The following is a 14583-nucleotide window of genomic DNA, read 5'->3' on the forward strand; positions in this document are numbered from 1 at the left end:
TCGGGGCAGCACTCTCGAGGCGATAGTCTGCTGGAGGCCTGCCCCCGGGGCTGGCGCGCCCGCTCAGGCATCCACGTGAGCACTTCGACACTCCACGAAAGAGGACCCCCATGACCACAGACGTGGCTGCGCCCACGCCCGTGAAGGCGCCGGCCGAGTTCAGCGTCGTCGCCAAGCTCGTCGCCGAGGCGTTCGGCACCTTCCTGCTCGCGTACGCGGGGCTCGGCGTGGCGCTGTTCAGCAGCCCCTCGTCGGCGCCGATCCCGACTCCCTTCGCCGTCGGCCTCAGCATCGCGGTGGGCATCGCGGCCGTGGGGCACGTCTCGGGCGGCCACTTCAACCCGGCCGTGACCCTCGGGCTCGCGGTGGCCGGGCGCACCAACTGGCGGCTGGTGCCGGGCTACATCGCCTCGCAGCTCGTGGGCGGCCTGGTCGGCACGCTCATCCTCTGGGTCACCATCCGCACGCTCCCGAGCCTGAGCAGCGGCAACAGCTCCCAGACGATCTTCACCCAGCTCTCCAACGGGTTCGACGACCTCTCGCCGAGCAAGTTCCCGATGGCCGCCGGCCTCCTGGCCGAGGTCGTCGCCACCGCCGCGTTCGTGGCCGTCATCCTCTTCGTCACCAGCAAGCGCGCGGTCAAGGGCATGGCGCCGTGGGCGATCGGCCTGGGCCTGGCGATCCTCGTGCAGGCGATCGCCCCGATCACCAACGCCTCGCTCAACCCGGCCCGCTCGACCGCGACCGCCGTGTTCGCCCAGGGCAACGCGTTCGGCCAGCTGTGGCTCTTCTGGGTCGCCCCCCTCCTCGGAGCGGTCCTCACCGGCCTCATCTTCCGCGGCTTCGGCTCCCCGGACGAGCTCCACGGGGCCACTGCCGGCGGCGTCGAGGACCTCACCGCAGAGGCGACGCGCGACGACGGCACGCGCGTCTCCGAGACCGCGGTGGCCGTGGCCGACGCCGAGCAGGGCAGGGCCGCGGCCCGCCCGACCGAGGGCGGCGAGGCCAGCGGTGCTGCGGCCGCGCCTGAGGAGCCCGGGCGCGAAGAGGCCGGGCGCGAAGAGGCCGGGCGGGCGCCCGAGCGCACCGCCGAGGACGACGCGCGCGAGTTCTTCGACAAGGACCGCTGAGAGAGAGGCGGTGGCATCGCGAGAATTGTCGGTGCCACCGTCTAGCGTTGACGACCATGAAGATCCTCCACACCTCGGACTGGCACCTGGGCCGGTCCTTCCACGGCGTCGGGATGCTCGACGCGCAGCGCGAGTGGCTCGATGCCCTCGTGGCCCACGTGGAAGCCGAGGAGGTCGCCGCGGTCCTCGTCGCCGGGGACGTCTACGACCGGGCGCTGCCCGCGGTCGACGTCGTCGAGCTCCTCGACGAGACGCTCGTGCGGCTCACCGCCGCGGGCGCGCAGGTCATCATCACGAGCGGGAACCACGACTCGGCGGTGCGGCTGGGCTTCGGCTCGAGGCTCCTCGAGCGCGGCGGCGTGCACCTGCGCACCCGCGTGGACCAGATCGGCGATCCGGTCCTGCTCCCGCTCGGCGAGGACGCCCAGCTGGCCGTCTACGGGCTCCCGTACCTCGAGCCCCGCCTCGTCGGTGAGGCGCTCGGGGCATCCGCGCCGGGCCACGCCTCCGTGACCGCGGCGGCGCTCGCGAGGGCCAGGACGGACCTGGAGGCCCGGCAGGCCGCCGGCACCGTGCATTCGATCGTCATGGCCCACACGTTCGCCGGCGGCGGGGTGTCGAGCGAGAGCGAGCGGGCGCTGTCGGTAGGCGGCCTCGACGTGGTGCCGCTGGCGCTCTTCGAGGGCTTCGACTACGCGGCCCTGGGCCATCTGCACGGGCGGCAGGAGCTGGCTCCGTCGATCCGGTACTCGGGATCTCCGCTCGCCTACTCGTTCTCCGAGTGGCGGCAGGCGAAGGGGGCCTGGATGCTCGACGTCGGGCCGGGCGGCATCGCGTCGGTTGAACCCGTCGACTGGCCGAGCCGCCACCGGCTCGCGGTCCTGCGGGGACCGCTCGAGGACCTTCTGTCCGACCCGTCCCACAGCGGTGCCGAGTCGGCGTACTGCCATGTCACCCTCACAGACCCGGACCGCCCGCGGGCCGCCATGGAGCGGCTGCGCGGCCGCTTCCCCCTCACCGTTGCGCTCGCGTTCGACCCCGCAGGGCGGGAGGAGACGGCCTCCGCGACCTACAGCGAGCGGCTCGCCGCCGCCCGCAGCGACCTGGACCTGTGCTGCGGATTCCTCGAGCACGTCCGCGGCCGCGACGCCGACGCCGCCGAACGGGAGGCCCTGGGACTGGCTCTCGAGTCGGTGCGCCTCGCGGAGGTGGGCGCGTGAGGCTGCACCGGCTCGAGATCAGCGCCTTCGGCCCGTTCGCCGGCCACGAGGCCATCGACTTCGACTCCCTCGCCGAGCACGGGCTCTTCCTCCTCAACGGGCCCACCGGCGCAGGGAAGACCAGCATCCTCGACGCCGTCTGCTTTGCCCTCTACGGCAGCCTCCCCGGAGCCAGACAGGGAACACGCTCGCTCAAGAGCCACCATGCCGCAGCCGAAGCGGAACCGGCGGTCATGCTCGAGTTCACGGCCCAGGAGCGCCGCTTCGAGGTCCGCCGGACCCCGGAGTGGACGCGTCCGAGCGCGCGATCCGCGGCCGGCTGGGTCCAGCAGAAGGCCGCGACCCATGTCCGCGAGCTCGTGGACGGGGCGTGGCGCCCCCTCACCTCGCGCAACGACGAAGCGGGCGCGCTCCTGGGCAGCGTGCTCGGCATGGCCCGCGAGCAGTTCACCCGGGTCGTGCTCCTGCCCCAGGGCGAGTTCGCCTCCTTCCTGAGGGCCAGGGCCTCCGAACGCACCGAGCTCCTCGAGAAGCTCTTCGGCACCCGCCGCTTCTCCGACGTCGAGGCCCAGCTCGCCTCCCTCGCCCAGACGGCCCGGGCCGAGGCAGAGGCCGCTGAACGCGCTGCGGCCCAGCCTGTCGCCAGCCTCGAGGCGGAACTCGCTGCCCTCATCGAGGAACTGCCGGAGAACCTGGGCCGCCTGATCGCCGAGCGCGGCGCCGACGCCGCGGACCGGGCAGCAGATCGCCGCGCCGGTGCCGCCGCCGTGGACGGACAGCAGGCCGACGGGCACCAGCACGGGCACGAGGACTCCGTGGCAGGGCGCGAGCCAGGCCGGGACCAGCGGACGGACCGGGTCTGGGACCCCGACCAGCCGCTGGACCCCGAAGGGGCCGGGGCCCTGTTCGCGTGGGCCGGCGCGGCGCTCGACGAGCTCAGGGACCGTGCGCTCGAAGACTGCGAGGCGGCGAGGGCAGCACTCGGGGACAGCCGCCGCACGGTGACCGCGGCCGCCCGTGCCTTCGAGGACGCCCGGGAACTGGCGGCAGCCCGCGAGCGACGGGCCGCCTGGGAGTCGGCGGCGGAGGGCCAGGCTGCCCGGCTCGAGGCCCTCGCCTCGCACCGCGCGGCGGCCGTCCTCGGCCAGCCGCTCGCCGAGGCAGAACGCACTGCGCAGGCGGCGGCACGGGCGCGCGCCGACGCCTCGGCCGCCGCGGAAGCCGCCGCTGCGACCGGGTGGACCCCATCGCGGACAGAGCCGGGCACCGGGCTGCCCGACGCCGAAGACGTGAGGGGAGCGGCCTCCGCCGAGGAAGCGGAGGCGGCAGTCCTCGCCGAGCGCATCGCGGCCGAGCGCGAACTCGCGGACCTCGAGCGCCAGCTCGCGGACGCCGCGACGGCCCTCGAGGCGCACCGCGCCGCCGCCGACACCTCGGGCGCGGAGGCCGAGCGGCTCGGCCGCGAACTCGACGAACTCGAGGCAGAGCGTTCGCGGCTCGGGGCCGAGGCCGCCGCCCTCGGCGCCGCCACGATCGAGGCCGACGCGGCCGAGGACATCGTGAAGGCCGTCGAAGACCACGCCCGCGCACTGCGGACGCTCGCCGATGCCGCGTCCGAGCACGAGGAGCGCCGGGCCCGGGCCCTCGACGCGAAGGAGTCATGGCTGGGCCTGCGCGAACTCCGGCTGGGCCAGGCTGCCGCCGAGCTCGCCACGCACCTCGACGAGGGATCGCCGTGCCCGGTGTGCGGCTCGGCGGAGCATCCCGCGCCCGCCCGGGGGACTGAGGACCCGCTGCTCCTCGTCGACGCCGAACGCGCGGCCGCCCGGTCATCCGAGGAGGCTGCGGCGCGGGAGCGCGACGCCCACGAGGCCGTGGCCGCGGCGCGCGCGCGGCTGGCTGCCGTGGAGGCCCGCGGGGGAGCGACCGATCCGGACAAGGCCGTCCGCGTGCGCGAGGAGAAGCTCGCCGCGCTCAGCCACGCCCGCCGGGCCGAGGCCCGCCTCACCTCCGTCCTGGAGCGCGCCCGCACCCTTTCCCGTCGCCGTGAGGCCTCCCTTGCCGCCCGCGAGGAGGCCACGAGCGACAGGATCCGTGCCGAGGAGGCGCTCCGGGGCCGGGGAGAGGAGCGGGACCGCCGGCAGGCCGAGGTCCTCCTCTGGCGCGGCGGCTTCCCCAGCGTTGCCGCCCGGCAGGCGGACGTCGCAGCTCGGGCCCGCACCCTCGCTGCCCTCGGGGGCTCGCTGGGCGCCTGCCGCGCGGCCGAGGAGGCCCGCTCTGCGGCCGCCCACGTCCTCGCAGAGGCCCTCGAGGCCTCCCCGTTCGCCGACGCGCCGAGCGCACAGGCGGCGCTCCTGAGTCCGGCCGCGGCGGCACGCCTCGAGGCCGAGGCCGCGGCGCACGGGGCCGAAGGACAGCAGCTGAGCGGCCTGTTCGCCTCGGCGGGCGTCCAGCGGGCCCTCGCCGCGGAGCAGACCGGCGCGGCGACGACCCAGAGCGGCCTTGAGGCGCTGCAGGCCGAGGAGGCCGCTGCCGAGCACCGGGCGCGGGGCGCCGAGTTCGCGGCCCAGCGGGCGGCCGCGGCCTGCACGCGCCTGGCCACCCTCCGCACGGCGTTCGAGGGCTCCAGACCCCTGCTCGAGCAGACGCGCGCCCGCTTCCGGACCCTCGCCGAACTGGCCAGGACCGCGCGGGGCCAGGGGGAGAACGAGCGGCGCATGTCGCTGCACAGCTACGTCCTCGCCGCCCGCCTCGAGCAGGTCGCCATCGCAGCCACCGAGCGGCTCCTCGCGATGAGCGACGGCCGCTTCAGTCTCGAGCACACTGATGCCCTCGCCGCCCGCGGGGCGGCCTCGGGCCTCGGGCTCGACGTCGTCGACGGGTGGACCGGCCAGCGGCGCGATCCCTCCACGCTCTCCGGCGGGGAGACGTTCATGGCGTCCCTCGCCCTCGCGCTGGGCCTGGCCGACGTCGTCCAGCAGGAGGCCGGCGGCATCGACATCGAGACGCTGTTCGTCGACGAGGGGTTCGGCAGCCTCGACGAGCAGGCCCTCGAGCAGGTCATGGACGCCATCGAGGGCCTGCGGGCCGGCGGCCGCGTGGTCGGCCTCGTGAGCCACGTCTCAGAGCTCAAGCAGCGCATCCCGGCCCAGATCCGTGTGAGCAAGGGCCGCGACGGATCCCGCATCGCCTCGGTGGGGCTCGTCCCCCAGCTGGCCCAGTAGGATGTGATCGCTACCGGGTCCTGCACGGCGGGTGGCAGGGACGCCGTGCCTGTCGTCGAGGTGTCCCGTGGCCGTGCGCGTCTCCCTTCTTGCCCGCTACTCCGCGCTCCCGTCTCTCGCGGGAGCGGCCTTCATCCCCATCGCCCTCATCGCGAGGCTTCCGCTCGCGATGCTGACGATCGGGACCCTGGCCCTCGTCTCGGTCGCCTCCGGCTCGTATGCGCTCGGCGGCCTTGCCGCCGGAGCAGTCGGCGTCGGCTCGGCCGCGGGCGCGCCCGCGCTCGGCCTGCTCGCCGACCGGTACGGACAGCGCCGGACTGTCCTCATCGCAGGCGTCCTGAACACGGTGGCAACCACTGCCGTCGTCGTCGCGACCTACCCGCCCGGCGGCCTCCACGCGTCGGGGCCGCTGCCGCTCCTGGCTGTCTCCCTCGTGGCCGGACTGACGCTCCCGCAGGTCGGCCCCCTCGCCCGGGCCCGGTGGATGGCGCTCACGGAGCGGCGCCCGCTGCGCGAGCTCGAGCGTGACGCGGCGTTCTCCTACGAGAGCACAGCCGACGAGCTGACGTTCGTCCTCGGCCCCGCCCTCGTCGGTGCCCTCGGGGCAGCCGTCGCGCCGTGGCTCCCGCTCGCCCTGGCCGTCCTCCTCACCGCCGTGTTCGTGACGGCTTTCGCGCTGCACCCCACCGCGACCGCGGTGCACCGGTCGGCGGGGGCCGTCCGCCCAGCCGCCGTCAGGGCGCCTGCCGCAGCACCGGGCTTCGGCGGCTGGGGGCTCGCCGCACTCCCGGTCGCCGGAATGCTCGCGATGGGCGGGTTCTTCGGGAGCACGCAGACGGCCCTGACCGCCTTCGCGGGCGAGCTCGGCGCCGCGGAGACCGCCGGACTGCTCTATGCGGCGCTGGGCCTGACCTCCGCGGTCGCGGCGCTCACCGTTGCCGCCTGGTCTGCGAGGTTCACCCTCGCGGCACGGTGGACGGCCTGCGCAGGTGCGCTCACGGCGCTCGCCTTCCTCATGCTCGTGCCCCACTCCCTCGGCGCGATGGCGGCCATGATGCTGCTGATCGGCGTGCCCGTCGGCCCGATCATGGTCACGGTCTACGGCCTCGGCGGACGGCTGGCGCCCGCCGGGCGCATGGGCACCGCCATGACCGCGCTGGCGAGCGGCCTCGTCGCGGGAGTGGCCCTGGGCGCCGGCATCGCCGGGGCGCTGGCGGAGGCCGGCGGGGCGTCCGCCGCGTTCGCCGCGCCCCTTGCCTCGGCCGGCATCCTGCTGCTCCTCGGCTCGGCAGCCCTGCTCGTGCCGCGCGGGCGCGTCCGCGTCGCCGCCTGAGCGACGGGCGTCCCAGCGGCTGCCGCCCAGGCCTTCCGAGGGCACCCAGGATGGCGTGCCTAGCCGACGGCGCGGGCGATCCGGCCGGCCGCAGCGATGAGGGCCGCCCCGATGGGCGCCGGGTCGACGGCTGTGCCGAGGTAGACCACGGCCAGGGCTGCCGGCCGGTGGTGCGGCAGGATCAGGGGGACGGCGACGGAGGACAGGCCGGGGATCACCTCGTCGTGGCTGAGCGCGTAGCCCCGCTCGCGGGACTCGTCCGACTCGGCGCGGTAGGGGACGTCGGGCACCCTCTGCTGCCACTCCTCGCGCCCGAGGGCGGACTGGATGGCGATGCCCGGCCCGCCGCGGTCCAGCGGGTGCCGGGTCCCCGGGTGCTGGGCGAGGGTCGCGCCGCTGTGCTGGGGCTCGACCGTGGCGAGCGTGATGCAGTCGGAGCGGTCCCAGACCGCGACGAACGCAGTCATGTGCAGCTCGGCGGCGAGCCGGCCGAGCTCGGGCAGCGCGGCCGCCTGGAGGTCCCGAGAGACGGAGCGCGCCAGCACCGCGAGGCCCGCTCCGGGCTGGAGCCGGCCCGAGTCGTCGCGGGTCACGAGCGCGTGGTCCTCGAGCGTGCGCACGATCCGGTAGGCGATCGAACGGTGGACGTCGAGCGCCGCGGAGAGCTCGGCGATGGTCAGCGGGGTGCGCGCCTCGGCGAGGACCTCGAGGGCCCGGATGCCCCGGGAGAGCGTCTGGGAGTGGGGGCCGGTCTCGGCGGTGCGTGGCATGGGATCCTCTGGGGCTGGCTCGGTCGCGGCGTCCCGCGCACGGTGCTGTCCGATATCAGCACCACATGTTCCATTATCGAACGATGCCTCCCCAGTATCGGGCATGGCGGCCGCGCGGGGCAACGCGACGTGCCGCTCGGCGCGCTGCGGGCACCGTTCGTCGCATCACGGCACGCCGTCCGCTGCAAATGCGTGTGCGCCATCTCACATCTCCTGTATCCTCCCTTTTATTGACCGACCAATCGGTAGGTAAATCGAGCGGTCGGGGCGCCCGCGGGCCGCCCCCGTCAATGGTTCGCCCCGCACGGGGCATTCGCACCCTAGAACCACGGAGTCCCAATGACCCAGGCAGTCAACGCCTCCCAGCCCACCTCCGCGATGTCGCGCGAGGAGCGTCGGGTCCTGGCTGGCACCCTCGTCGGCACCACCATCGAGTGGTACGACTTCTTCATCTACGCCCAGGCGGCCGGCGTCGTGCTCGGTCCGCTCTTCCTGGCCCCCGTCGCGAAGGAGAACCCGGGCCTGTCCCAGGTGATCGCCTTCGCGACGATCGGCATCTCGTTCCTCTTCCGCCCTCTCGGCGCGATCGTGGCCGGCCACCTCGGCGACCGGCTCGGCCGCAAGAAGATGCTCGTGTTCACGCTCATCATGATGGGCCTGTCCACCTCGCTCATCGGCGTCCTGCCCACGTACGCCCAGGTCGGCGCGCTCGCACCGCTCCTGCTCATCCTCCTGCGCGTGCTCCAGGGCTTCTCCGCCGGCGGCGAGTGGGGCGGCGCCGCCCTCATGTCGGTCGAGCACGCACCCAAGGGCCGCCGCGGCTACTTCGGCGCCTACCCGCAGATCGGCGTCCCGATCGGCATGATCCTCGCGACGTTCACGCTGTGGATCCTCACCACCGTGATGGGCCCCGCGTTCGTCCAGTGGGGGTGGCGCCTGCCGTTCCTGTTCTCGATCGTCCTCATCGCTGTCGGCTACCTGATCCGCCGCGCCGTCGAGGAGAGCCCGGTCTTCCTGGCGCTCCAGGAGCGCCGCAAGGAGTCCTCGGCGCCGCTCGGGCAGCTCTTCCGCTACAACTGGAAGGAAGTCGCGCTCACGGCGGTCATCTTCATCGCGAACAACGCCGCCGGCTACCTGCTGATCGCCTACTTCGCCACGTATGCGGTGAAGAACCTCAAGATGGACCAGCCCACCGTGCTGCTGGCCACCACGCTCGCGTCCTTCGGCTGGCTCATCTTCACCCTGTGGGGCGGCATCGTCTCCGACCGGCTCGGACGCATCCGCACCTTCCAGATCGGCTACGCCTTCCTCGCGCTCTGGGCGGTGCCGATGTGGTTCCTCATCGACACGAAGAACATCGTCTGGTACTTCGTGGCCCTCTTCGTCATGACGTTCGGGCTCGGCCTCTCCTACGGGCCCCAGTCGGCCCTCTACGCCGAGATGTTCCCGGCGAAGGTCCGGTACTCGGGAGTCTCGATCGGCTACGCCCTCGGCGCGATCCTGGGCGGCGCGTTCGCCCCGATGATTGCCGAGATGCTCATGAACCAGTTCAAGATGTCCTGGACGATCGGCGCCTACATCGCCATCGCCGCCGTGATCTCCCTCGTGGGCGTCTCGCTCGTGAAGGAGACCAAGGGCGTCGACCTCCATGTCGCCGAGGCGCACGAGGAGTACGTCAAGGAGCACCCCGAAGCCGCTCGCTGAGTGACGCACGACGGCGGGCCCTCCCCATGCGGGAGGGCCCGCCGTCGCGCTGTGCGCGGGCCGTCAAGGACAGTGCGCTGTGGCCGAAGCCGGCGCCGCCGCCTCCTTGGGATCCTCGGGACATGGACATGAGGACGATCCCCGCGCGGACCTCCGGCCGCTGGGCCGCCGCGGCAGCCGCCATGGGCGGGGCCGCCCACCTCGCCATGGTCCCCGGCGGTGGGTGGATGGCGGCCCTCGGGGCCGCAATGGCCCTGGCCTGCCTGCCGTGCGCGTGGCACCTCTGGCGCCGTCCGAGCCTGCGCGCGGCCCGCACCGTGATCGGGATGTCCCTGGCCATGGTGCTCGTGCACGGCGCCCTCGTGCTCTCCGGCGGCCACGGGGGCGGCCACGCGCACGCCCACCAGCCGTCCTCGGGAGCGGCGGACGGCCACGCGGCGACCATGCTCGCCATCATCGCGGTCGAGCTCGGCACCGCCCTCCTCGCTGCCGCGTGGGTGCGGCGGCAGCGGGCGGCGCGTCCCGCCGTCGTGCCTTGCTGAGGGGTGCGCCACAGCGGGGCCGCACCGCGGCCCCGCGGCGGTAGGGTGTGCCGGTGAGCACGACCGCGAACCCCGCCGACGGCACCGAGATCGCCTACGACACCGCCGGGGACGGTCCCGCCACCGTCCTCCTCCACGGCTCCGCCCTGTCCAAGGCCATCTGGCGCGGACTCGGCTACACCAAGGCGCTCGAGGGGTTTACCCTGGTGCGGATCGACCTGCGCGGCCACGGCCGCAGCGGGAAGCCTGCCGTCCCAGATGCGTACCGCATGGACCTGCACACCTCCGACGTGCTCGCCGTCCTCGACGCCGAGGGGATCGGCCGCGCCCACCTCGTCGGCTACTCGCTCGGCTCGCGGGTCGCGTTCTCCCTCGCCGCCACCGCCCCCGGCCGCGCCGCCTCGCTGACGGCCCTGGGCGGCACGTACCGGCCCCAGCGCGGCGAGGTGGCCAAGGTCTTCTTCCCCGGCTACCTCGAGGCCCTGCGCTCCGGCCGCATGGAGGCGTTCGTCGACGGGATCGAGGCCGCCGGCAAGACGGTGGACCCCGCCACGCGCCAGGCCTTCCTCGCGAACGACGCCGAGGCGCTCGCCGCGTGCTTCACCGGAACCGAGGAGGACCCGGGGCTGCCGGAGGCCGTCCTCGCCCAGCTCGCGCTGCCCGCCCTCCTCATGGCGGGCACCCGGGATCCGCAGCGGCTCGAGGACTCACGGCGTGCCGCCGCGATCATGCCGGACGCCCGGTTCATCGAGCTGCCGGGCCGCACGCACGCCGGCACGCTCGCCCCGGCGGGGCCGGTCCTGCAGGTGCTGGTGCCGTTCCTGCGCGCCGCCTCCATCTCCGGAGGGCGCCCCTCAGCGGCTGCCGGCTAGCCCTCGCCCGCGCGGTAGGCGGTCGGCGGCAGCCCGTAGGCGGCGCGGAAGATGCGGGAGAAGTGGGCCGAGTCCGTCAGTCCCCAGCGCGAGGCGATCGCGGTCACCGGCCGGTCGGCGAGGACCGGGTCCCGCAGATCCCGGCGGCACCTTTCGAGGCGGCGCTCGCGGATCGACGCCGACACCGTGGTGCCGAGCTCCCGGAAGAGGTCGTGGAGGTGCCGGGTAGAGATGAAGTGCGCGGCAGCGATGGACCCGGGGGAGAGGTCCGGGTCGGGCAGGTGCCCCTCGATGTAGTCGTGGATCCGGGCGAGGAGCATCTGGTGCGGGTCGCGGGAGGCGGCCGACCGGGCGTCGAGCTCGCCGTTGAACAGGGTTGTGACGAGGTCCAGCGCGTTGCCCACAAGGCGCGAGCCGTTGGGTCCGGCCACCGCGGCCAGGTTCTCCGAGAGCCGGATGAGGAAGGGCGCGACGAGGGCGCCGAGACCCTCCGAGCCGCTGATGGTGGACGCGGTGACCTGCGCCATCGCGTCGGCCGGCAGGTCCAGCGCGGCGTGCGGGAACATGAGCACGAGCGAGCGGAAGTCGCCGTCGAACGCGAGCGTGTACGGGCGGTCCGTCGAGTAGATGGCGAGGCTGCCCGGGGTGAGCACGGCCTCCCGGCCGTCCTGCAGGAGCAGCCCGGTGCCGGCGAGCTGGATGCCGAGCTTGAAGTACTTCCGGTCCGCCGCGGCGATGAGCTCGGGCGTGCGCATGACGGCGTGGCTGCTCGCGGCGATCTCGATCATGCTCGTCTGCTGGGCCGCGAGGTGGCGTCCGCGCATGCTGCCGGTGAAGGAGGAGCGCCGGTCCGCCTCGACCGCCAGCGGGACGAACGAGGCGGACACGGCCCGCCGCCACGTGTCGAAGTCCCGGGCGACCGTGACCTCGAGCCCCCCAGCCTGGCCGGCAGCGGCTTCCAGGTGGGTGGGCGCCGCCGTCACGCCTGCCCTCTGTGCAGGAGCGCATCGAGCAGGAGGTCGAGCTGGGCGACGAGCTGGTCGGCGCCGTGCCGCGTGGGGGAGAGGGTCGCTGTGATCTGGGCGCCGAGCACGAGGTCCATGACGGCGCCGACGGCGGGCTCGAGCTCGGCCGCGCCGCCGGAGAAGCCCGCCGCGCGCAGCAGGTCCGCGAGGGCCGAGCGCCACTGGTCCATGGAGCGCTCATGGAGGGCCGCCTTCTCCCGGTCCCTGACCGCCTTGCTCCAGAACGCGATCGCCACCCGCGCCTCGGCGAGCCGGTCGTCGTCGAGGGGGAGGATCTCGTGGCAGTAGGCCCGCAGGGCGGCGCGCCCGGACAGGCCGGCTGTCGCGGCCTCCATCCGGCGGTTGGTCCGGGCGAAGACGTGCCCGAACGCGAAGTCGAGCAGCCCGTCCTTCGAGGTGAAGTAGGGCTTGAGCGCCCCGTTGGCGAACCCGGCCGCGGAGGCGATCTCGCGCATCGTCGCGGCGTCGAGGCCCCGTTCGGCGATGACCCGCCACGTCGCATCGACGAGTTCGAGCCGACGCTGGTCGTGGTCGACGATCTTCGGCATCTCCACCTCGCAGTCTCCGCCCCGCGGCCTTGGCGTCCGCGGTCTTTTTTCTACAACCGTTGTGATTCAGCTTACAGGCGGTTATTCTCTACGTCCATAGAAAAAAATTCCCCCGCCGACCCCTGGAGGACCCGATGAGCATGGACACCACATCCCGCGAGCACACGTGCCACGAGCCGGCGTCCCCGGCGGAGGGCCCCGCCGGGCAGTACGCGCTGGCCACCGCCGAGGAGATCGAGGCGGCCCGCGGCATCCTCGAGAGCGCGGGCCTGTGGCGCGAGACGACGCGCATCGCCTATCTCGGCCTCGTCGACCCGCCGCGGGGGAGCGGCAGCGCCGGGGAGGGTGCGGCCGTCGACCGCCGGTTCCGGGCCTTCCTGCACGACGTCGGCGGGGCCCGCCCGCTCGACGTCACCCTCTCGGTGACCCGCGGCCAGGTCGACGCCGCCATCGAGCTCGACACCACGGCGACCGGCGAGCTGCCCGTGCTCGAGGAGGAGTTCGAGGTGGTCGAGGCGATCCTGGGCGCCGACCCGCGCTGGCTCGAGGCCCTCGCCGCACGCGGGCTCGACCCGGCGACGGTCCGCGTCGCCCCGCTCTCCGCGGGCGTCTTCGAGTACCCGGAAGAGAAGGGCCGCAGGATCCTGCGCGGGCTGGCGTTCGTCCAGGAGCACGGCTCCGACAGCCCCTGGGCGCACCCCGTCGACGGCCTCGTGGCCTACGTCGACGTCGTCAGCCGCAGCGTCGACCAGGTCCTCGACTTCGGTGCCGTCCCCGTCCCGGCCGAGCACGGAAACTTCACCGACCCGGAGCTGACCGGGCCGATCCGCACCAGCCAGAAGCCGATCGAGATCACCCAGCCCGAGGGCCCCAGCTTCTCGGTCGCCGGCGGCAACCACGTCGAATGGGAGCGCTGGAGCCTCGACGTCGGCTTCGACGTGCGCGAGGGCCTCGTGCTGCACAACATCGCGTTCGACGACGCCGCGGCGGGCGACCCCGGCGACCGGAAGCCGACGCGCCGCCGCCGGATCCTCGACCGCGCCTCGATCGCCGAGATGGTGGTCCCGTACGGGGACCCGTCCCCCGTGCGGTCGTGGCAGAACTACTTCGACACCGGCGAGTACCTCGTGGGCCAGTTCGCGAACTCCCTCGAGCTCGGCTGCGACTGCCTCGGCGAGATCACCTACCTCAGCCCCGTGGTGGCCGATGCGTTCGGCAACCCGCGCACCATCGCCAACGGCATCTGCATGCACGAGGAGGACGCCTCGATCCTGGCCAAGCACTCGGACCTGTGGAGCGGGGTCAGCTACGTGCGCCGCAACCGCCGGCTCGTCATCAGCTTCTTCACCACGATCGGCAACTACGACTACGGCTTCTACTGGTACCTCTACCTCGACGGCACGATCGAGTTCGAGGCCAAGGCCACCGGGGTCGTGTTCACGTCCGCCCAGCCCTCGGCGGACTACCCGTACTCGTCCGAGATGGCCCCCGGCCTGGGCGCGCCGTTCCACCAGCACCTCTTCAGCGCGCGCCTCGACTTCGCGCTCGACGGCGGCCCGAACCGCGTCGAGGAGGAGGACGCCGTCCGCGTGCCCCTCGGCCCGGGGAACGAGCGCGGCAACGCGTTCACGCGCCGGCGCACGCTCCTGGCCCGCGAATCCGAGGCGGCGCGGGAGAACGACATGGCGGCCGGCCGCTCGTGGGTCGTCTCCAACCCCGGCTCGCTCAACCGCCTCGGCGAGCCCGTGGCCTACAAGATCCACCCGCAGGGCCAGCCGACGCTCCTGGCCGACCCGGCGTCGTCGGTCGCGGGCCGCGCCGCCTTCGCGACGAAGGCGCTCTGGGTGACCCGCTACGACGAGGCTGAGCGCTACCCGACCGGCGACTTCGTCAACCAGCACCCCGGGGGCGCCGGGCTGCCCGCCTACCAGGCCCAGGACCGCGACCTCGACGGGACGGACCTCGTCGTGTGGCACACGTTCGGCCTGACCCACTTCCCGCGGCCCGAGGACTGGCCCATCATGCCGGTGGACCACGTGGGCTTCAAGATCCGCCCCGAGGGCTTCTTCGACCGCAGCCCCGTCCTCGACGTCCCCGCCCCGGCGGCCGGCGGGGGCCACTGCCACCGGTAGCCCGTGCTGCCGGAAGCCCTGCTGCCGGAACCCCCTGCTGCCCGAAGTGCTGCGCAGGTAGCGCTCAGGCAGACAAGAGGCGT

Annotated in this window: 11 protein-coding genes; 8 read left to right on the forward strand and 3 right to left on the reverse strand. The window is 73.8% G+C overall.

From position 1 onward, the window contains the following. Window positions 1-110: 110 nt before the first annotated feature. From J2W21_RS05835 to J2W21_RS05850, 4 genes are all read left to right on the forward strand, one after another. Complete coding sequence (locus tag J2W21_RS05835) at window positions 111-1130, forward strand: aquaporin (RefSeq protein WP_307113572.1); 1020 nt, start codon at window positions 111-113, stop codon at window positions 1128-1130. 56 nt (window positions 1131-1186) lie between these two features. Beyond that, window positions 1187-2350, forward strand: a complete 1164-nt coding sequence (locus J2W21_RS05840; protein ID WP_307113573.1) for an exonuclease SbcCD subunit D — start codon at window positions 1187-1189, stop codon at window positions 2348-2350. Next, window positions 2347-5574, forward strand: coding sequence for an AAA family ATPase (locus J2W21_RS05845; protein WP_307113574.1), 3228 nt, complete (start codon window positions 2347-2349; stop codon window positions 5572-5574). Before J2W21_RS05840 ends, J2W21_RS05845 begins: the two co-directional genes overlap by 4 nt. A 73-nt stretch (window positions 5575-5647) precedes the next feature. Next, window positions 5648-6907, forward strand: coding sequence for an MFS transporter (locus J2W21_RS05850; RefSeq protein ID WP_307113575.1), 1260 nt, complete (start codon window positions 5648-5650; stop codon window positions 6905-6907). Window positions 6908-6966: 59 nt separating this feature from the next. On the opposite strand, the gene J2W21_RS05855 is transcribed toward J2W21_RS05850, so the two are convergent. Further along, complete coding sequence (locus tag J2W21_RS05855; protein ID WP_307113576.1) at window positions 6967-7677, reverse strand: IclR family transcriptional regulator; 711 nt, start codon at window positions 7675-7677, stop codon at window positions 6967-6969. Between the two features lie 339 nt (window positions 7678-8016). On the opposite strand from J2W21_RS05855, the gene J2W21_RS05860 reads away from it, so the two are divergent. From J2W21_RS05860 to J2W21_RS05870, 3 genes are all read left to right on the forward strand, one after another. Next, window positions 8017-9381, forward strand: coding sequence for an MFS transporter (locus J2W21_RS05860; RefSeq protein ID WP_307113577.1), 1365 nt, complete (start codon window positions 8017-8019; stop codon window positions 9379-9381). Between the two features lie 122 nt (window positions 9382-9503). Beyond that, entirely contained in the window at window positions 9504-9923 is a 420-nt protein-coding gene (locus J2W21_RS05865; RefSeq protein WP_307113578.1) for a hypothetical protein, read from the forward strand. 53 nt (window positions 9924-9976) lie between these two features. Continuing rightward, window positions 9977-10795 (forward strand): alpha/beta fold hydrolase, encoded by an 819-nt coding sequence (locus J2W21_RS05870; RefSeq protein WP_307113579.1) that lies wholly within the window; start codon window positions 9977-9979, stop codon window positions 10793-10795. Here the strand turns inward: J2W21_RS05870 and J2W21_RS05875 are convergent. Both J2W21_RS05875 and J2W21_RS05880 read right to left on the reverse strand, forming a co-directional pair. After that, window positions 10792-11757, reverse strand: a complete 966-nt coding sequence (locus J2W21_RS05875; RefSeq protein ID WP_444965506.1) for a helix-turn-helix domain-containing protein — start codon at window positions 11755-11757, stop codon at window positions 10792-10794. The two genes, J2W21_RS05870 and J2W21_RS05875, sit on opposite strands and share 4 nt — an antisense overlap. A 17-nt stretch (window positions 11758-11774) precedes the next feature. Then, window positions 11775-12368 carry a TetR/AcrR family transcriptional regulator gene (locus J2W21_RS05880; protein ID WP_307113962.1) on the reverse strand — a complete coding sequence of 198 codons (594 nt, stop codon included), beginning with the start codon at window positions 12366-12368 and terminating at the stop codon, window positions 11775-11777. A gap of 140 nt (window positions 12369-12508) precedes the next feature. Between J2W21_RS05880 and J2W21_RS05885 the strand changes: the two genes are divergently transcribed. Continuing rightward, window positions 12509-14500, forward strand: coding sequence for a primary-amine oxidase (locus J2W21_RS05885; RefSeq protein ID WP_307113581.1), 1992 nt, complete (start codon window positions 12509-12511; stop codon window positions 14498-14500). The last annotated feature ends 83 nt before the right edge of the window (window positions 14501-14583 follow it).

The organism is Sinomonas atrocyanea (assembly GCF_030811715.1).
Taxonomy (GTDB): Bacteria; Actinomycetota; Actinomycetes; order Actinomycetales; family Micrococcaceae; genus Sinomonas; species Sinomonas atrocyanea_A.

Coding starts and splice junctions, on each gene's coding strand:
- J2W21_RS05835 (WP_307113572.1), top strand. CDS start 111: ATGACCACAGACGTGGCTGCGCCCACGCCCGTGAAGGCGCCGGCCGAG.
- J2W21_RS05840 (WP_307113573.1), top strand. CDS start 1,187: ATGAAGATCCTCCACACCTCGGACTGGCACCTGGGCCGGTCCTTCCAC.
- J2W21_RS05855 (WP_307113576.1), bottom strand. CDS start 7,677: ATGCCACGCACCGCCGAGACCGGCCCCCACTCCCAGACGCTCTCCCGG.
- J2W21_RS05860 (WP_307113577.1), top strand. CDS start 8,017: ATGACCCAGGCAGTCAACGCCTCCCAGCCCACCTCCGCGATGTCGCGC.
- J2W21_RS05865 (WP_307113578.1), top strand. CDS start 9,504: ATGGACATGAGGACGATCCCCGCGCGGACCTCCGGCCGCTGGGCCGCC.
- J2W21_RS05880 (WP_307113962.1), bottom strand. CDS start 12,368: ATGCCGAAGATCGTCGACCACGACCAGCGTCGGCTCGAACTCGTCGAT.
- J2W21_RS05885 (WP_307113581.1), top strand. CDS start 12,509: ATGGACACCACATCCCGCGAGCACACGTGCCACGAGCCGGCGTCCCCG.